Source organism: Paenibacillus sp. CMM36 (assembly GCF_053570945.1).
The window spans coordinates 264,002-282,876 of sequence record NZ_JBSEDY010000002.1 but is presented as its reverse complement, the minus strand read 5'-3'; the positions used below and the strand labels follow the sequence as shown (position 1 = coordinate 282,876).

Here is an 18,875-nt window from a genome sequence, read left to right as displayed (position 1 = left end):
AGAGCAAGGAGGGAAGGCCATGAAAAAAAAGACACGGATAGGTGCAAAAGAGATGATCTCTCTTATGGTGTTGTTTGAGATGGGCACATCCATGATGTCTATTCCCGGAAGGAATGCGGGCAAGGATGCGTGGATCGCCATCCTCATTTCCACGGTTTTGGGGGCAATGCTTTTTGTATGCTATGGCAGCCTTCACCGACGTTTTCCCGACTTGCTAATGACACAGTACTGCAGAACCCTTTTGGGCAAGAAAGCAGGGAGTGCGCTTGCTTTTTTATATATCGTGTTTTTTCTTTACGGCGGAGCACGGGATCTTCGGGACACGGGGATCCTGATTGCCGACCGGACGCTTCAGCATACGCCGTTGACAGTCATTTGTGCCTTAATGATTGGACTTGTCATGTATGTGGTGTATTTGGGAATCGAGGTTGCAGGCCGGACGGCCATTATCATGTTAATTTTGCTGCTACTGCTGGGCCTGGCTACGAATATATTAATTTTGTTGGCAGGCATTGTAGATGTCGGCAATATATTGCCCATAGCCGAGCATGGCTGGCAGCCGATATGGCAAGTTGTTTATTCGCAAGCCGTGATGCTACCGTACGGCGAGATGGTTACGTTTGCGATGATTCTCCCCACATTAAAAAAAGGCTATCGTGCCAATGGGGTAGGGGTCTCTGCTATATTGCTGGGAGGGCTGCTCCTGTCTATTGTTACACTGTCCAATGTGCTTGCACTGGGGGAAGATGTGTTCAAACGGGCGACTTACCCGCTGCTCTCGATGATCAGCAAGGTCGAAATATCTGATTTTATCGACAGAGTCGATGTCATCGGCGTTATGAGCGTTATTATCTTTGATTTTTTTAAAATTTTCATCTTCTATTATGCCGCGGTTAAAGCCGCAGAGGATGTATTGAGAGTGTCTTACCATAAACTGATCCTGCCATTTGGGATTATCATGTTAGTCTCTTGTGTATTGATGGCACTGAGCTATCAAGATCACCTTCAAACAGGCGAGTTAGTGCTGAAATGGCTGTTTCCGATATTTGCCGTGTTTTTTCCTATCTTGCTGCTAATCGTGTCGTGGCTGAGAAAGACCCGGAATAAAAAAGGAGAGGAAAATGTCTCATGAGTCATCGTCTTGCCGACAAAAAATACATCGGTACCGGTCAAATGCTCATTTTGATGTTCCATTTTATTCTGGGAGATGTGGTCATTATTAATATGGATAGTGAATATGAACGGAATACATGGATTGCCACTTTGAATTTGGACGACTGTCCCTCATCTATATTCATCCATTATTTGTTTGCGTTTTCCCTTGTTTATTCTTTCTGATGGCTCTGTTGCGGAGAATCAGAGGAAGAAGTAGGAACTTTGAGGAAACGTGACCATTGTGAGAACAGGAAGCGAAATGCGTTTCCTCTTGGCTTTTTGCCCACATTTATAAAGAACACTATAAGCATTCCTGCCAGGACGACATATTCTGATGGTCGCATAGTGAAAAAAGCCAATGAAATAGGCTCCCAAGGATGATGAACACCAGAAAGCCATTTTATCGATATACTTGTTCCGAGCATTAGCAGCATAAAGAGCGTGAATATCCACACTATCTTCATAAAATATCCCTCCGATTATAAATAAGCTAAGCATGTACTCCTGTATACATTGTGTTGCAAAGCCGTTCAATTTATCCGATACCATTGACTTGAAATAAATTAAGATTTATACTTATTCTAAATTGATCTTTAATATGATTGTAAGTTTGTAATTAATATAATCTGCGTTGGTTAAGGGAGATGCGGTATGAGAACTTTAAATTTAACTTCGCAGCGCCAAGCGGTATATGATGTGGTTCGTGAAGCTCACGATCATCCTACTGCGGCCGATGTTATGAATCGGTTGATGGAGCGCGGATATAATCTGGCCTATGGAACGGTATATAATTCACTGCGTTATTTGACGGATAAGGAATTAATCCGTGAATTGAAGCTGGGGGAAGCTGCGAGTCGCTATGACGGGCGGATGGACGATCATCAGCATATTATTTGTCAGGTATGCGGCCGAGTAGATGAAGTGATGAGTGAAGTCCCACATGATTGGATTGACACGGTTGCGCATGAAACGGGGTATAATATTGCCCATGCCCATGTCGTATTCGGAGGAGTGTGTAAGGAATGTCAAAGCAAGCGAATCAGATAACAAATCGTTTCAAAGTGGCTGACATGCCTAGACGGGTGAAGGGCAGTTGGACATCGATGTTAGCTGCTCCCTCTACACCTACGGTGCAGACCGTTCCTTCCAATGAGCCCTTGTATTGTCCAACTACACGTCGTATCATTCTGATCAGTTCGGTACCGGGTGTAGTTCACGGGTTGGTGCGTACGCTGTCAGATGCGTGTTTTGATGTGATGGTTTTCCATCGCTGGGAACCTGAAGTGCAGCGTCATCTGGGAAGCGATCTCTTGATTTACGATTTGACCGCTACCGAACCACAGAGTGAATTACTGGATATTCGCAATCGTCTTGAGGTAGAACACATGAAAGACACACCAGTTATGTACGTGGTTCAGGATCGGGTGTCTGTACATGCTCATGAGCTGCTTCCTTCAGAAGAGGTGCTGGTGTGGCCGCTGGCTTCCAATCATATGGTGCATGACATTGAACGGATGATTGTACGCCATCCTGCAACTTCCCGTCAGGCAGCGCAAGCCAGCCGTCGTACGGTGTTCAAGGACATCTGGATTGACCGAGATAAAATGCTGGTATATAAAGAAGAGAGTCAATTGAATCTGACTAAAACAGAATACGATTTGCTGCTGAAGCTGATTGATGCTCAAGGCAAAGTGATCTCCCGCGAGCAAATGATGCACGATATCTGGGAGACGGATTTTGTAGGCGGCAGCAACGTTGTAGATGTGCATGTCAAAAGTTTGCGCAAGAAGCTGGATGATCGGCCTGCAGAACCTGAATATATTGCAACCGTAAGAGGTGTAGGATACAGATTGGCAGATTGAACTGAAAGTTATGAATACCGATGAATTTCCGCCGGATGGAGACATTCGGCGGTTTGTATATGATTCCATGAAGAAACTGACATTAGGTGTGACGGTTGACTTTGTCAGGAGATATACACTACAATCGGTAGTGTGAGGTGCTTCTTATGAAACGACTGAATTTTAAAGCTGGCGAAACCGGGCTTAACCGATTTTTCGGACCTCTGGAAGCCAAAATTATGGATATTTTATGGTCCACTTCGGATCGGAGTATCAAAGAAGTGCAGACCGCGTTGGAGGGGGATCGGGACTTTAACTTCAATACGGTAATGACCGTGATGAACCGTTTAGTGGAAAAGGGAATACTGAGTAAGAGTATACGTGGGAGAACGTCTTTATATCGTCCAGTTTTAAGCAGGGAAGAATTCATGGATGAGCAATCCAAGGGACTGAGTCACGAATTGGTGGACGAATTTGGTCCGCTTGCTGTCAATCATATGATTGATGCTCTGGAGGTGGCCGATCCGAAGTTGATCGAACGTCTGGAACAAAAAATTAAACAATGGAAAAAGGATATGTAGCGATGTGGAAAACACGTTCTAAATTACTGTTTACAGCAGGCGCCTTGATTTCGGGTTTCGCCCTTATACAGATGGGTATGTACGCCGGACAGCATGTTTTCGGCTGGAAATTGAATTATAACGTGTTTCAAATTTGCAGAAGTTTGTTACAGCATTACGGAATCGGCTACATGGTGGATGCGCTCAGCGGGCTGGTTTTCGTTACCTTCGCTATCGCCGGAGGAGAAGCAGTCAGACAGTGTATGGCTACCAGGGCAGCTTTTCGCAGACTGCACCGAATGCGTGACCTGCCGCTGACCGAAGCACTGGGTGAGCGATATGGTGAACTCGGGACCGATCGGATATGGGTCATTGATTATGCCAAGCCAGCCGCCTTCACCATGGGATTATGGAAGCCACGTATTGTATTGTCCTCTGCACTATTGTCTGTACTGGACAAACACGAAGAAGAAGCTGTCATATACCATGAAGCCTATCATATGAAACATTATGATCCGTTGAAGACCTGGTTGCTGCAAGTATGTGCTAAACAGCTGTTTTACTTGCCGGTGCTACGTCACATTACCCATCATTATAAGACGGCCCGTGAAATTTTGGCTGATAACGAAGCGATTCATCGAGCGGGTTCACCAGTTGGGATTGGGAGCGCATTGCTCAAGCTTCTGAGTATGACGCCTGCCAATACTCGCCTGGTAAACTCCGCCGCTTGTTCCTCGTTTGCAGAAACGTCCATTAACTATCGTATCTCACGTATTTTAGACCCTCAGCAAGAACCTGTCATTCAAATGCCTTGGCGTTCGATTATGTTTTCCAGCTATGTGCTAGTGATGTTGACACTTATGTTTGCACTGGCGCTAATCTAAGTTTGGCAAGATGTTTCCTACAGGTGGCGCTTTTTGCGCTACCGATTCTCAATGTGTAGTACACTACAGTGTGTAGTTTATTGCAGAATTTTTATACAATTTAAAAGGAGATGAGCAAATGAATCAAACGCTTATGAATATTGGATTATTGTTGGTACGGATTTTTACAGGGGTTATTTTTATCGTTCACGGTGCACAAAAGTTTCAGGGACTAGACGGAACCTCCGGCTTCTTCCAAAGTATCGGACTCCCTGGCTGGATGGCTCCTGTGGTCGCTGCGGTTGAACTGGTTGGGGGTATTGCACTGGTTCTGGGAATCGGAACACGACTGGCTGGAGCGGCATTGACCATCGTTATGATCGGTGTATTGCTAACGGCTAAAAAAGGACAGCCTTTTGGCTCGATTGAATTTGATCTGCTGATTCTGTTCACCAGCCTTCAGCAAGCGCTTGTCGGTGGACGCTTTCTGGCAGTGGATCAGTTATTTGGCCGTAAAAAGGCTGAAAACATTAACGTACAGGTCTAAATGTTCATATAACCGCGTCCTTAGTCTTATAGGGCGCGTTTTTGTTTTTCCCCTTTGTGAAATTTCATTGTAAATCATTTGCTACTTTCAACCGATATAACTAACACGGAATGTAATTCAAATATATCGTTTTATGAGCAAAGGGGAAAAAACATGGGAACAACGCGAAAGAGAAAAACGATATGGACACTCAGGAACAAGCTAAGTTTAGGCTTTTTACTTGTTTTGCTGATTCCGAGCTTAAGTATTTCCATTGCGACCTATAAATCATCATATAATGCTATGGAAAAACAGCTCCACGGCAGTGCGAATCAGGGGGTAGCGACAGCTAACTCAATTATTGAATACGCAATCGCCAGTAAAATTAAAGATGCGAGTTATTTAGCGGAGCGTCTGGACGGCTCGATGATAGATGGTCGAAACAGCCCTTTGATTCAGCCGAAGCTGATCCAATACAAGGGTTTGCACGAAGATGCCACGGATATTTTTGTTGGTACACCGGAGGGGCTGATGATTCGGGGGGTGCCCAAGGAGGATGAAGGGACTTTTGATCCTCGCACACGCCCATGGTACATCGAAGCGATGAAGCAGCCCGGTAAGGTTGCAATTACGCCTGTTATCATTAATTCATCGGGTATTCCTGTTGTCGTAGTATCTCAGACGCTTTCCGACAAGTCCGGGGTTATCGGGATTTCTCTAAATCTGGAAAGTGTACGTAAACTGGCCTCCATCAAAGTAGGCCAGGAGGGGTATATCATTATTTTGGATCATACGAAGAAATTTGTAGTCCATCCTACGGCTAAACCGGGCTCATCTCCACAGGAGAAAGTGCTTGATACGTTGTATACTGCGCCGAGCGGGAACTTTAAATATATGCATGAAGGTCACGAAAAATATTTGACCTATGTAACGAATACGGATACTGGTTGGAAAATTGCGGGTACCTTCTATCAATCCGAGATTAGCGATGCCACGGCTGCCATGCGTTATGTAACCATTTTTGTGCTGGCTGGCTCATTGGTGATTGCGCTACTCGCGATTTTCCTGATCACCCGTTCTGTTCTGGTACCAATTCGTAAGCTGCAAAAATCAGCAGAACGAATCAGTGAAGGAGATTTGACGGGCGATTTGGAAACCGGAAAAACGGATGAGGTGGGCGAATTGTCTTCTCACTTCCAAACCATGGTCGACAGTTTGCGTACGATGATTCGAAGCGTACACGAAACGACAGATCGGGTAAGTTCTTCAGCGGAGGAGCTGGCTGCGGGTGCAGATCAGACAACCCAAGCGATTGAGCATGTCACCATTGCTATCCAGGAAGTAGCTGTGGGCAGCGAACGTCAGGTGCAGAGCGTTAAGCACGGTTCTGTAAATATGGAGGAGCTTGCTCAGCAAGCAGCGAACGTATCCGAGCGTATGGTGGGCGTATCTGAACATGTGAAGATGAACGCCGAGTCGGCTCAGGAAGGCAGTAAGGCTGCTACGCAGGCTGTACAGAAGATGCATGACATCGACGAGACCGTTAACGATCTCGGACAGGCCATGGACTCTCTCAATGAGCGTTCCGGTGAAATCGTGAATATTATCAGCGTTATATCCGGTATTGCCAAACAGACCAATCTGTTAGCTCTGAATGCGTCCATTGAGGCTGCACGCGCTGGGGATCATGGTAAGGGATTTGCCGTGGTCGCTACGGAGGTGCGTAAGCTGGCTGAGGAATCAGCAAAGTCGGCTACTTTGATCTCGGAGCGCATTGAAGCGATGCAGGTGGATATGAATCATGCTCTGGGCGCTATGCATCAAGCGCGGACACGGGTGACGGAAGGCATTGATTCGGTAACCACGTCTGAGCAATCCTTTGCGGAAATCAGCCAAGCCGTGGAACGAGCTATGGGGCATATCAATGACATTACGGGAGTGACTCAGGAAATGGCACGAGGGACTGTAGGTGTCGTAGATATTATGAGCGATATTGCCCACATTTCGGACGAGGCAGCGAGCAACACCGAGTCGATCTCAGCAGCAGCTGAGCAACAGCTTGCTTCTATTGAGGAAATTGCTTCATCTACAGCGGACCTGAGCCAAATGGCAGAGGAATTGCGCGAACTAGTTGGACGTTTTCAGGTTGAAGGAAAATCCTAAAATGATAAAAAGCGCCCGGATACAGGAGATTGTACTCTGTATCCAGGCGCTTTTTTAATGTTTTTAGCATAATTTTTGGTTTGCAGAGTTAGAAGTTAACGTTGGAAGGACTTGCGGCGGTCCAGACGGAAACGGACATCCCGTGAGTCGGAAGGACGCAGCGAACTTCTCTGAAACATATTGTTCAGAATCAGTGCGAAAATGACTAACACTGTCCCATATAGTTCAAAACGGCTAATGGCATAACCTTGGAAGTACATGAGTACCAGCGTGGTAATCGGTACAAAGTTAATAAATAGAATTCCGTTCAGTGGAGATAGCTTTCGGATTCCGGCATTCCAGCTAAGCAGGGCCGCTAACCCTGGAAGCAGGATCATAAAGCTCATTTCGTATTTAACTGACCACACAGCCTGCCAGTCCGGCACCACAATCCAGTTGAAAGCAGAGGCAAATGTGACGACTACGAAGGAGACGAGAGTTCCGAGCAGGCAGGTTAGGGTTGAATACCGAAGAGTAGACCATCCTGCAAAATGGCTGCCTCCCATGGAATATACGACCCATCCGACGACGCCTACGAAAATAAGCAGCAGCGGTAGCAAATGTTGTCCGGCAAGTGTGAAAAAGGTCCATTTTCCGTTCGTGATCACCAGTAAAGCCCCGGCCAGCGCAATCACCATGCTGATTAGTGTATATCTCGGAGGCATTTTACGGGTCATGACCCACACCATCGCAATAGAAATCATCGGCATTAGCACTTCCATTATAGAGGCAACCAGAGTGCCTGCTGCCCCCATCGCGTGCTGTCCCTGGAAAACGGCCATATTATAAATGGTGAATCCCATGGTCCCGAAGAATAACAACGTCTTGCCCTTGCCCTCAAAGCGAAATGCAGTCCTTCCCTCTTTGAGCCACAATAGTACGACTAAAATGAGTGTAACCGATAAATAGCGCAAAAATGAAAAGTACAGTGGATTGATGTGTTGTAATGCAATGTGCGAAACCGGAAACATCGCCCCCCAGGACATACTGGCGATTAGGCATAATAAAGATCCGGTCATGATTTGTCTGTTCATGGTGTGCAAAAGCTCCTCCTTGCCGGTCTCAGCGGACATATCTTATGGACAACATCATAAAGGATGGGAAGCTGTTGGTAAAATGATTGAAAATAAACATTATGATCATTTAAAATGATAATAAGTGACAAGGCGCGTCAATTTTGATGGCCCCTTACCCTTCACAATAAGGAGGAGCAGTAGTGGATCTGAACGATTTAAACATTTTCCAGACGGTGGCTGCGCATGGCAGTGTCAGCAAGGCCGCAGCCGAGCTTAGTTATGTCCAGTCCAATGTAACGGCCAGAATCAAGCTGCTCGAAAAGGAACTGCAAACACCTTTATTTAATAGACATAAGCGGGGAATGATCCTCAATGCCGAGGGCAAGCGTCTGCTGCAATATACGAAAAGCATTTTATCGCAATTTGAGGAAATGAAACATGCGTTTCAGAATACCTCTGCACCTTCGGGGGTACTGGAGATTGGCATTGTGGAGACTGTCATTGCCCTCCCGGCCATTTTACATGCTTACTATAGCAAGTACCCGGATGTCGAGTTGTCCCTCAAGGCTGGGGTTACAGAGTCTCTGGTGCAGGAGGTTGCAGAAATGCGGCTGGATGGAGCCTTTGTGACCGGGCCGGTCAAGCATCCGCTCATTGAACAGTTTGATGTATTTCAGGAAAAGCTGGTCCTTGTATCCCAAGGAGATGATTTTTCCGTTGAGGATCTCACGACTCGTCCGCTTCTCTTATATAAAAAAGGCTGCGGCTACCGGGGACGGCTGGAAACCTGGCTCAAAATGGAAGGAATTATTCCCAAACAGATTATGGAGTTTGGGACATTTGAGACGATTATCGGCAGTGTGGCGGCTGGTATTGGAATGACCGTATTTCCCGAATCTTCGATCAGCGGGCTGGTGTCTCAAGGCCTTGTGTGCGGTCATGCAATGCCTGAGCCGTACAATGAAGTAACAACGGTGTTTATCCGACGTAAGGAAGCCTTTGTTACCAGTACCTTGCAGTCTTTTATAGATGAGATTATCACTCAGACAGAGGCGTAGCTTTATCGCTTGGGCTCGGGTACAATGAGAGGGATTTGATCTCATTTTTCTTCCTGAAGGAGGGCTATTATGTTTACAATATATCCGGCGGCTTCCCGATTCAGCTTCGATAAGGGCTGGCTGCGGGGGAGTCACAGCTTTTCATTCGCGGAGTATCAGGATGAGAACAATACAGCGTTTGGTCCTATGCGTGTCTGTAATGACGATGTCATCACACCGGGACGGGGCTTTGGGGCGCATCCGCACAGTGATATGGAGATTGTTTCGATTGTGCTGTATGGGGAACTGCGTCATGAAGACAACCGTGGACATGTAGCAGTGACCCGTTTTGGAGGCATTCAGCGAATGTCAGCGGGCCACGGCATCATTCATACGGAGCACAACGCATCACAAACGGAGGATGTCAGTCTGCTGCAATTGTGGTTTAGCCCGCATACGAGAGGACTGAAACCGTCATATGAGGCCACAGCGTTCAATCCTGAGCGTCTGCACGGTCAGCTTCTGCCTGTCGTTGCCGGAAAACGTGTACCGGGCACAGAGGGTGAAATTGCTGCAATCAACCAGGATTTAACGATTTATTTAAGCAAGCTTCAGCCTGGAGAGCAAGTAGAATTCACACAGGCCGAGGGGCGACGCGTGTTCCTGTTCGTCATTGAAGGCTCACTGCGTGTGAACGGTGAACATATTCTGCAAGGGCGCGATTCAGCTCGTATTGAGCAGGAGCCAAAGCTAGCACTGGAAGCAGAGGAGTCTGCTTTTTATATGTTGATTGATTTGCCCTAAAAGGAGGTGCGCACATGGCGCAGCAGGAAACATGGCTGATCAAGCATGCCGTCACGGGACGTAGCTTTGCTGACAGCCGCAAGCAGGTTTTCGATTGCCGTTTGGAATCGGTGGACGGCGTGTTTCGCTTCACGCTTCAAGGGCTGCCGCGTGGGACGGCGGAGGCGATTGTGCGTTATAGCGGGGAGTTGAACGTATTTCGTTTTGTAACGCCGGTAGATGATGGACCCGTGGTGAAGCATTGGTATTACGTCACTCCGGAAAGCGTGGAATATCATGAGCAGACAGATGAGCTTACGTTCAAAGCTGGTTCTGAGATTGAATACCATCCCGAGGAGTATTGGGGAGATTAATCATTCCTTTATCATAAATCTTCAGATATATAATGGATTTTTCGAAGGCCCTGCATCATTGCAGGGTCTTTTTGTTATCCGTTCAACATGTTGAGTTCATTGGATACATAATCCTTTGCAGGCTGGTACATCCTATAGGTCATATTATCTGTTCGGCTCATTCGTAAAGGGGGAATAACGATGAAGAAAGGGCGCTTTCCCAAGTTGCCGAAGCTACCGTGGAGCCGGAGAGCGATTCCAGCCGCAGACCGCAAGACACGAAATTCCAATGTGCCTAAAGGACTGCCTGAGTCTTCGTGGCTGGAACAGCCGCTGCGTAGCAATGTGGAAGACAATTTGATTGCTTTGCGTGACATTTTCAAGGATTGCTCTGATATCGTCTACCGAGAGCTCATGATTTCCCCTGAACGCAAAGGGTTGTTGGCTTATTTTGAAGGTACGGTAAAATCAGAGGATTTGCAGGATCATATCCTGCGGCCTGTCATTCTGGGCATGATGCTCAAGGACCCTGAAGTGAACGGCAAATTGGAGCCGCTGGATGAAACTCGTATCTCGATGTCCCAGACCAAAACGATGGACGAATGGAAGATGGTAGCGGCAGCGATACTGGACGGCAATGCCGCCTTGTTCGTAGATGGTACGCCTCGTGCTTATATTTTTAGCGCCAAGGGTGGTGTCCGCCGTGGCGTAGAGGAACCCCAGACGGAAGCGGTTATTCGTGGGCCGCGTGAGGGCTTCACTGAGACCCTTCGCGTCAATACGGCACTGTTGCGTTTCAAGTTGAAGACCTCCAAGCTCAAGATGTACAGCATGACCATCGGAACAGAAACTCAAACGAGCGTCGTCCTTACCTATATTGAAGGGATCATAGATCCCAAACTGGTGGAGGATGTAAAAAAAAAGGCTCAGCGATATTAATATTGATGGTGTTCTGGAGACTGGATATATTGAGGAACTGATTGAGGACCATCCCTTTTCTCCGTTTCCGCAAATGGAATATACTGAACGCCCGGATACCGTCACTGCCCAATTACTGGAAGGACGTTTTGCCATTTTTGTGGACGGAACGCCTTTTGCCCTGATTGGGCCGGTCACGATGTGGCAGATGATGCAAGCAAGCGAGGACTATTACGAACGTTTTTTCATCAGTAATATGGTGCGCTGGATTCGTTTTCTTTTTCTCATCATGGCTCTCTTTCTGCCAGCAATATATGTAGCGGTTACGACCTATCACCATGATATGCTGCCGACGACACTCATATTAAGTATTGCAGCGGCTCGTGAATCTATCCCTTTTCCAGCACTGGTGGAAGCGTTAATGATGGAAATTTCTTTTGAGGCATTACGTGAAGCAGGGATTCGTCTCCCCAAAACGGTCGGTCAGGCCGTTAGTATTCTTGGTGCGCTCGTAATTGGGCAGGCCGCAGTACAGGCAGGGATTGTATCGGCACCCATAGTCATTGTTGTGTCGCTCACAGGTATTGCTTCGTTTACCATTCCACGCTTTAACTTTGCCATCACAGTTCGCCTGCTACGATTTCCAATCATGCTGATGGCGGGTTTATTCGGATTGTTTGGGATCATTATTGCGACAACGCTGATTGCTACGCATCTAACCAAGCTAACATCGTTTGGTGTCCCTTACATGAGCGGATATAGCCCGTACAACCATACGGATCAAAAGGATATCGTCGTCCGTGCACCTTGGTGGAAAATGACTAAACGTCCTTCCTGGATTGGTAAAGACAACAACAAACGAGCGAAGGAAAAGATGAATGGAACGCCTACCACCGAGGAGGGATGGTGATGAAGCCCAAATCGAATACACAAAAAATACGTAAAGCGGCTGTGCTCTGTTGTCTGCTGCTTTGTTCTGTTCTTTTGGGAGGATGCTGGGATCGCCGTGAAGTGAACGATGTGGCCTTTGTGATGGGTACCGGGCTAGACAAGGAAGGCGATCAATACCGGGTAACGATGCAAATTGCTTTGCCTGGACAACTAGGATCTTCGGGCAGCACAGGAGGAGGGGGAGGTACAAGCGGTACGAAGTCCTACTATCTGGAGTCCAAAACAGGTCCAAGCTTTCGAGGAGCAAGTACCGAGGAACAGCGCGGGGTTTCGCGAACACTTAATTACTCCCATCGGCGGGTACTGCTGTTCGGCGAGACGCTGGCACGGGAAGGGATTAGCAAAATGATGGATGTCATTGCACGTATTCCGCAGAACCGTCTGTCTTCCCTGGTTGTTATCACGAAGGGGTCAGCGATGGAAGTGCTTCAGGCAGATGCTCCGATTGAGCAATATCCAGCGGAAATGGTGCGTGAGCTTAACTTTTCCTATATGAAAAAACCTCGTTCCGTTAAACTGCTGATGAATTCCGTCCTGCTGGAAGGGATTGACCCGGTGGTGCCAGTAATGTCTCTGGTGAAGAATGGGCCCGCTAGTCTTAAAGACAAGAAGACGAATATTCAGATCGATGGATTGGCAGTCTTTCGACAAGACAGGTTAACAGGGATTATTGATAACCATCTCAGTCGGTTTCTGCTGTTGGGTATGGAGCAAGCCAAGGAGACAGAGATATTTATCCCCCCTCCCAAGGGTAAAGGTTACATATCTGTGCATCTCATCGAAAATAGAGTCCATATCAAGCCCTTTATTCAGGGGAATGAGATTCGAATGACCGTTCATATGAACTGCAATGGGAATGTGAAGGAAAATGAGACGAATTTCGATATTTCCAACGAGGAAAATTTGAAGTGGCTGGAGCAGCAGACAGCCGAGGAAATCAAGAGGGAGCTGGGAGAGGCTGTCCACGTGATTCAGCAAAAGTATCGTTCAGACGTACTTGGTTTGGGCCGGGCTATTATTACGAGTCACCCGGATGAATGGAAACGGATTAAACCTCAATGGGAGCAACTATATCCCAAGGTGGAGATCACCATAAATCCGGTCGTGCATATTGAGAATATTGGTGCGGTCACCAAACCATTCGGGGTCAAAAAGGAGCAAATCCAGAATGAATAAAGTATTTCTGTTACCTTTGGTGCTGGCTATGCTCTTCATGTATCTGATTGACCGTAAAAATATTAACAATGCACCAGCCATCAATCGTTGGGTCTCTCGAGTATTGTATGTTATTAGCATTGGTATCTGGATTTACGGAACATCAACGAAGAGCACCGTTTATGTGGCTACATGGCTGACCCGTTTTATTGACATGTGGCTCCCCCCTACGTTGTAAATCGTGTATTGGATGCCTGCGGATAAAAGGAGGATGACCTGTATGAAACAGTTCACAACCAGACAAATCGTACTGCTGGGTGTATTGATGGAGGTCGGTATTACCCTTATACATGCTCCGGCGCAGGCAGCGGATCACGCGAATCAGCATGCCTACTGGACCTGTATAATTGCGGCTATCGTGCTATGCTTGCCGATCTGGGCGATGTTGAAACTCAAGCGTCGTTTTCCTGACCAGGATCTAATGCAGGCGATGGTGAGCTCTCATCCTGTGCTGGGACGTATGCTGCTTGCAGTCTACCTTATTTTATTCCTGATCATTTTTGCACGGGATTTGAGAATTATCACAGATTTAGTGGAGGTTGTGCTTTTGCCGCTGACTCCGATTGTGGTCACTTCTCTTATTGTGCTGTTAACTCTGGTATTTATGGCCAAAGGCGGAATAAGCACCATCGTCAATATGGCCGAGATTTTTTTGCCGATGTTGATTTTGACGCTGTTGACCATGCCACTTTTTTTTGGGCGTAATATGGATTTTTCGATGCTGAGACCCTACTTACATCCAGAAGTAGAGGGAGTGATCAAGGGCAGCTGGCGCATGCTGGGATATATGGCCGATATCCTGATGGTTCCCTTTGTGATTTCTGGAAAGAGTTATAATGGACGTAGTGCGTGGTATGGGCATTTGCTCGGAACCGCTTTTCTGATCATGCTGGTGTTGCAGTCGGAGTTGGTTATTGGTGTTCCTATCTTGTCACGGCTGTTCTATCCATCGTATGAACTGGTGCGTCAATTGCAGCTAACGGACTTTCTGGATCGGTTCGACTTGTTCGTGGCAGCACTGACCGTACCAACCTTTCTTACGAAGATCGGAATTGATCTGTACGTTACCAGTTTGGCGGTAAAGCGTATGTTCTCCCATGCCTGGGGGAGTCTGATGGTTTGGCCCGTAGGTTTGTTAGGTTATGTCTGTTCGTTTATGCTGTTCTCCAACATCGTGCAAGTTTTTGATTTCAGCCGGGAGTGGACCGCGGTGATGATCATTTTTTTTGTACTTATGCCCTTGGTACTATGGATGTTGCTCCGACCCAAATCTAAAGGGAAAGGCGGAGATGATAAGGCATCTAACGGAGAGCGGGATAGCAGTAGTCAGCTAGAAAGCCGGCAGGGAGATAGAACAGGACACACCCACTTATAAGATTACTGTATTCATCGAAAAAGTAATTCTTATTTGTCTTTTACCCCTCTGATTGTATACTTGGTAGAAAGAAATACGACTTCTACTAGGGAGGAAACAGAATGGCACAACGCATGGCAGGTAAGAGAGTCGCTCTTGCTGGTCCCCGTAAAGCAGACGAAATGGCGCTGCTAGTTGTGAAGATGGGAGGGGAGCCAGTACATCGTCCGGCCCAGGGCACTGTTTTTCTAGATGATATCGAGCTGCGCAACGCTGTTGTATCGTGGGTAAAGAACCCTCCGGACTGGTACATCTTCACGACAGGCATGGGGCTGGATGCCCTGTTCGATATGGCAGAGGATATGGGCGTGGCTGAGCAGATTATAGAGTTGCTGCAATCCTCCAACATTGCAGCGCGGGGCTACAAGACGGTCAATGGACTCAAAAAGCGTGGCTTTACGCCAGCAGTACGAGACGAGGACGGAAGTTTGATCGGATTGACAGGAGCTTTCGCCCCATACGATCTGAAGGGGAAGGAAGTGCTGTTGCAACTGCATGGCGATCCAGCCCCACGGTTGGTAAAATGGCTGGACGAGCAGGGGGCAGTGACCCGCCAGGTACTTCCTTATAAGCATATCCCACCTGAGGAAGCAAAATTGCAGGCGTTACTGGAGGATGTTATCCATCGTAATGTTGATGCCGTTACATTCACGAGTGGTCCGCAAATTCGATTTTTGGCCCAATATGCCAGAGAGCAAAATCGAATCGAGGATTTACTGGAAGCTTTTCGTGAGGATGTGATTGCTGTATCCGTAGGGAAGGTGACTGCACAGTCCATTGTGGAAGAAGGGATTGATCGAGTCGTGTTTCCAACCGAAGAGCGCATGGGCGCGATGATGGTGGAGCTGGGCAAATATTTTGAACATAACGATTCGGTGCATGGCTGTGGTCTGAAGATCGTGAATGGTCATTGAAATGAGATCAAAATTATAAATGCAGATGCTAAAAAATGAACTTATATTTCGGGATACAGAGTAAAATAAAGATAAGGGCCTACGAGGTCTTTATCTTTTTTTGTTGGACATGCATCGACAAAGATTTTTGTTATAGCGAAAATGTTTATCTAATATAATGAATAAGTTTCGATGCTACTTAGGACAGGAGCTGAGACGTTAATGAATTCTATTTGCGTATTTGCCGGGTCCAGACCTGGACATTTATCGGTATATGTTGAGGCAGCAGGCAAACTGGGAGAAGCCATGGCTCGCCATCATATCCGTCTGATCTATGGCGGCTCTAGCAGGGGGCTAATGGGAGAGGTGGCAGATGGAATGCTGGCGGGTGACGGTCAGGTCACTGGCATTATGCCCACCCTGTTATTTGATGCAGAGATCATTCATCGGGGAGTTACCGAATTTATTGAGGTAGCAAGCATGCATGAGCGTAAAGCGGCAATGAGCGAGATGGCCGATGCTTTTATTGCCCTTCCGGGTGGTTTGGGAACCTTTGAAGAGCTGTTCGAGGTACTATGCTGGGCGCAAATCGGCATTCATCGCAAGCCCATTGGGCTGCTGAATGTGAATGGATATTTTGACCCGTTAGTAGAAATGGTGCGTCATAGTGTGCAAGAGGGGTTTACCGGGAGTGAGCATCCAGCGCTACTGAGCATCTCCGCAGACCCGGACGAATTGCTACATATGTTAAAAAATAAAGCACAGAACTTGAAATAAAGCTTTTTTCGTGCTTGCACAACTGATTGAGGCAAGGTTATGATAAGACCCATAATCAAATAGCGGACAGACAAGGTGCCTTTGCGGTTGAGCAAAGGGTAACAGGGAATCGGGTGCAAATCCCGAGCGGTCCCGCCACTGTAAGGAAGAGGATTTTTTTAATTGGTCACTCGTGAAAAACGGGGAAGACGAAAGAATCCGTTGATGCCAAGCCAGGAGACCTACCTTGATCTGTATGCACCGTTAACCTTCGCGGAGAGGATGGGTGTACGAAATCAGGAAATCAGGCACACGTTGCTTTTTCCATGTTGGCTAGAGGTTTGCGTGGATATGAACGTGCAGCAGCGTTTGAAGCGTAAACAGACAGATGGAAAACAACGGCAGGCTGGAGGAAGACAAATCGTGTCTTCTTACGCTGTTTGTTCGTCTGATGAGAGATACGTACATAGAAACCCCATCCGGGCAGGATGGGGTTTTTTTAAGTTACACGATGTGCATAAATCATTGAAATAGATAGGATAGCTGCCCTGAAAAGGATGAATAGGAGGAGTACGATGAGCCCATTAGGAAAATTGTTGGTGATTGGATTTGGACCAGGAGATATGGAACATATCACAAAACGGGCGCTGGATGCGCTGGACGAAAGTGAGGTCATTATCGGCTACAATACCTACGTTGATTTGATCCGTCCGCTGTTGAACGGACAGGAGATTGTACGCACAGGGATGACAGAGGAAGTGAGCCGTGCGCAGGAGGCGGTTCGCCAAGCAGAGATGGGCAAGAAGGTAGCTGTCATTTCCAGTGGAGATGCGGGAGTCTATGGTATGGCAGGGCTGGTGTACGAAGTGCTGATGCAAAAAGGCTGGCGACGCGAGGGCGGGGTTGAGGTAGAAGTCGTACCGGGGATCTCGGCTATACAGTCCTGTGCTTCACTGTTGGGGGCGCCAGTGATGCATGATGCGTGCACGATTAGTCTGAGTGATCATCTGACCCCGTGGGAAACGATCGTAAAGCGTGTAGAAGCTGCGGCTTCGGCTGATTTTGTGATTGCATTATACAACCCGCGCAGTGGTCGGCGTACCCGCCAGATTGTGGAGACGCAGTCCATTTTGCTGCGTTACCGTGATCCGCAGACTCCGGTTGGGCTAGTGAAGAGCGCTTATCGTGAACGTCAGCAAGTTATTGTAACGACGCTGGAAGATATGCTGAACCATGACATCGGGATGCTGACGACTGTAATCATCGGCAATTCCTCGACGATGGTGTATGACGGTTTGATCGTGACTCCGCGCGGATATCAGCGCAAATACACGTTGGATGCGACCGAGCAGGCGCTCAAGCCGCATCAGCGTCTCCGCACGGAAGCGGAGCCGTGGTCGCTGGGAGCGCAAGAGGGTACACCGCAGGCAGGAGCAGCCCCGACTACGCCCGCTGGACCCTCCGCGAGCGGCGCTGCGGTTGCGACGCAGGCACGCCCGCAAGCGATGGCTGCTGTGCAGGCAACAACTGCTGTGCAAACCGGCACGGCCCCGGCATCGCTGGCGGCAGAGGCGCTAAGCCGCCTCGCTGTCGGCGGCAAGCTGCCTGGCGAAGCCAACGCTCGCTGGAGCGGGCAAGCGCCTACCGCCAAGAGCACCGCCGGAACGTCGGCGGTGGCCGGAGCAGGGGCCGCGGCCGGGATGGCGACAGGCGGCTTTGGCAAGCCTGCGCTGTTTGAGGTGGGTGTTTCCCCGGGTGTGGGAAACAAGAAGTTCACCGCTCGCCAGATGGCGCTGCTCGCCGAGGTAGCGGGTGATGACGGCGAGCTGGAATACACGCCGGATCATCAGATCGTGCTGCGCGTGCCGTGTGCAGACCCCGAGGAGCTGGTCGGGCGGCTGCGGGATGAACGATTCATTGTCATGCCGATTGGCGATGTGTTTAAGGTGAAGGCGTGCGACTTCTGCAATATGGAGAAGGATGACTCGGTGCCTGTGGCTGAGCATTTACAGGTTGTACTTGGCGGATTACAGGCACCCAAGGAAACGAGCATTGCTTTGAACGGATGCGGTATGGCCTGCTATGGAGCCGTACTAGAGGATATCGGAATCGTCTATCGCAAGGGTGGGTACGATCTCTTCCTCGGTGGCAAAAAATTCGGCCGCAATGCTCATGCCGCTCAGCCTGTAGCGGAAGGAATTCCGGGTGATCAGATTACGGACATCGTGGAGCATGTCATCGCTGAATATAAGGAAAAAGGACATCCGAATGAGCGCTTTCATAAATTTTTTAAGCGTGTAGGTGTCGTTGCGGGGTTCCGGCATGAAGATGCACCAGTAACGGTAGAAGTGAATGCGGTTTGTGGTGATTAATGGACTGAAGGCCTGATGAA

The 18,875-nt window shown here is 48.1% G+C and carries 20 protein-coding genes, 1 pseudogene and 1 riboswitch; of the genes and pseudogenes, 19 read left to right on the top strand and 2 right to left on the bottom strand.

Going from position 1 to position 18,875, the window contains the following annotated elements:
- Positions 1-19: 19 nt before the first annotated feature.
- Both ACWA2B_RS05325 and ACWA2B_RS05320 read left to right on the top strand, forming a co-directional pair.
- Positions 20-1,132, top strand: coding sequence for a GerAB/ArcD/ProY family transporter (locus ACWA2B_RS05325; RefSeq protein ID WP_029518607.1), 1,113 nt, complete (start codon positions 20-22; stop codon positions 1,130-1,132).
- Positions 1,129-1,338: a hypothetical protein gene (locus tag ACWA2B_RS05320; RefSeq protein ID WP_029518606.1), complete on the top strand. Its 210-nt coding sequence runs from the start codon at positions 1,129-1,131 to the stop codon at positions 1,336-1,338. The genes ACWA2B_RS05325 and ACWA2B_RS05320 overlap by 4 nt, the downstream gene beginning before the upstream one ends.
- Here the strand turns inward: ACWA2B_RS05320 and ACWA2B_RS05315 are convergent.
- Positions 1,326-1,619, bottom strand: coding sequence for a hypothetical protein (locus ACWA2B_RS05315; RefSeq protein ID WP_049817035.1), 294 nt, complete (start codon positions 1,617-1,619; stop codon positions 1,326-1,328). The two genes, ACWA2B_RS05320 and ACWA2B_RS05315, sit on opposite strands and share 13 nt — an antisense overlap.
- A gap of 187 nt (positions 1,620-1,806) precedes the next feature.
- On the opposite strand from ACWA2B_RS05315, the gene ACWA2B_RS05310 reads away from it, so the two are divergent.
- The 7 genes from ACWA2B_RS05310 (at position 1,807) to ACWA2B_RS05280 (ending at position 7,108) form a co-directional block, all read left to right on the top strand.
- Complete coding sequence (locus ACWA2B_RS05310) at positions 1,807-2,202, top strand: Fur family transcriptional regulator (protein ID WP_023990809.1); 396 nt, start codon at positions 1,807-1,809, stop codon at positions 2,200-2,202.
- A complete protein-coding gene (locus ACWA2B_RS05305) occupies positions 2,178-3,017 on the top strand; it encodes a response regulator transcription factor (protein WP_025720336.1) in 840 nt (279 codons plus the stop codon). The genes ACWA2B_RS05310 and ACWA2B_RS05305 overlap by 25 nt, the downstream gene beginning before the upstream one ends.
- A 10-nt stretch (positions 3,018-3,027) precedes the next feature.
- Positions 3,028-3,153 (top strand): hypothetical protein, encoded by a 126-nt coding sequence (locus ACWA2B_RS05300; RefSeq protein ID WP_275041150.1) that lies wholly within the window; start codon positions 3,028-3,030, stop codon positions 3,151-3,153.
- A gap of 10 nt (positions 3,154-3,163) precedes the next feature.
- Entirely contained in the window at positions 3,164-3,577 is a 414-nt protein-coding gene (locus ACWA2B_RS05295) for a BlaI/MecI/CopY family transcriptional regulator (protein WP_013312429.1), read from the top strand.
- 2 nt (positions 3,578-3,579) lie between these two features.
- The gene (locus ACWA2B_RS05290) at positions 3,580-4,440 is read left to right on the top strand and encodes a M56 family metallopeptidase (protein WP_029518605.1); all 861 of its coding nucleotides are present in this window, start codon (positions 3,580-3,582) and stop codon (positions 4,438-4,440) included.
- 118 nt (positions 4,441-4,558) lie between these two features.
- Positions 4,559-4,966, top strand: coding sequence for a DoxX family protein (locus ACWA2B_RS05285; RefSeq protein WP_029518604.1), 408 nt, complete (start codon positions 4,559-4,561; stop codon positions 4,964-4,966).
- Positions 4,967-5,119: 153 nt separating this feature from the next.
- A complete protein-coding gene (locus ACWA2B_RS05280) occupies positions 5,120-7,108 on the top strand; it encodes a methyl-accepting chemotaxis protein (RefSeq protein WP_318627968.1) in 1,989 nt (662 codons plus the stop codon).
- A gap of 95 nt (positions 7,109-7,203) precedes the next feature.
- Here ACWA2B_RS05280 and ACWA2B_RS05275 read toward each other — a convergent pair whose 3' ends face one another.
- Positions 7,204-8,181 (bottom strand): DMT family transporter, encoded by a 978-nt coding sequence (locus ACWA2B_RS05275; RefSeq protein ID WP_318627967.1) that lies wholly within the window; start codon positions 8,179-8,181, stop codon positions 7,204-7,206.
- A gap of 182 nt (positions 8,182-8,363) precedes the next feature.
- On the opposite strand from ACWA2B_RS05275, the gene ACWA2B_RS05270 reads away from it, so the two are divergent.
- From ACWA2B_RS05270 to cobJ, 10 genes and pseudogenes are all read left to right on the top strand, one after another.
- The gene (locus ACWA2B_RS05270; RefSeq protein ID WP_039271679.1) at positions 8,364-9,221 is read left to right on the top strand and encodes a LysR family transcriptional regulator; all 858 of its coding nucleotides are present in this window, start codon (positions 8,364-8,366) and stop codon (positions 9,219-9,221) included.
- A gap of 69 nt (positions 9,222-9,290) precedes the next feature.
- On the top strand, positions 9,291-10,004 hold the full coding sequence (locus ACWA2B_RS05265; RefSeq protein ID WP_069012100.1) for a pirin family protein: 714 nt from the start codon (positions 9,291-9,293) through the stop codon (positions 10,002-10,004).
- 14 nt (positions 10,005-10,018) lie between these two features.
- A complete protein-coding gene (locus ACWA2B_RS05260) occupies positions 10,019-10,357 on the top strand; it encodes a hypothetical protein (protein ID WP_449291765.1) in 339 nt (112 codons plus the stop codon).
- A gap of 180 nt (positions 10,358-10,537) precedes the next feature.
- Positions 10,538-12,164 (top strand): annotated as a pseudogene (locus ACWA2B_RS05255) (spore germination protein).
- Positions 12,164-13,381 carry a Ger(x)C family spore germination protein gene (locus tag ACWA2B_RS05250; protein ID WP_069012107.1) on the top strand — a complete coding sequence of 406 codons (1,218 nt, stop codon included), beginning with the start codon at positions 12,164-12,166 and terminating at the stop codon, positions 13,379-13,381. Before ACWA2B_RS05255 ends, ACWA2B_RS05250 begins: the two are co-directional and overlap by 1 nt.
- On the top strand, positions 13,374-13,598 hold the full coding sequence (locus ACWA2B_RS05245) for a hypothetical protein (protein ID WP_029518596.1): 225 nt from the start codon (positions 13,374-13,376) through the stop codon (positions 13,596-13,598). Before ACWA2B_RS05250 ends, ACWA2B_RS05245 begins: the two co-directional genes overlap by 8 nt.
- Positions 13,599-13,640: 42 nt before the next feature.
- On the top strand, positions 13,641-14,795 hold the full coding sequence (locus ACWA2B_RS05240) for a GerAB/ArcD/ProY family transporter (protein WP_069012109.1): 1,155 nt from the start codon (positions 13,641-13,643) through the stop codon (positions 14,793-14,795).
- Between the two features lie 101 nt (positions 14,796-14,896).
- Positions 14,897-15,748 carry a uroporphyrinogen-III synthase gene (locus ACWA2B_RS05235; RefSeq protein WP_029518594.1) on the top strand — a complete coding sequence of 284 codons (852 nt, stop codon included), beginning with the start codon at positions 14,897-14,899 and terminating at the stop codon, positions 15,746-15,748.
- 201 nt (positions 15,749-15,949) lie between these two features.
- The gene (locus ACWA2B_RS05230; RefSeq protein ID WP_029518593.1) at positions 15,950-16,504 is read left to right on the top strand and encodes an LOG family protein; all 555 of its coding nucleotides are present in this window, start codon (positions 15,950-15,952) and stop codon (positions 16,502-16,504) included.
- Between the two features lie 57 nt (positions 16,505-16,561).
- A riboswitch (cobalamin riboswitch) is annotated at positions 16,562-16,747 on the top strand.
- Between the two features lie 311 nt (positions 16,748-17,058).
- Entirely contained in the window at positions 17,059-18,855 is a 1,797-nt protein-coding gene (gene cobJ, locus ACWA2B_RS05225) for a precorrin-3B C(17)-methyltransferase (protein ID WP_449291764.1), read from the top strand.
- Positions 18,856-18,875 lie beyond the last annotated feature (20 nt).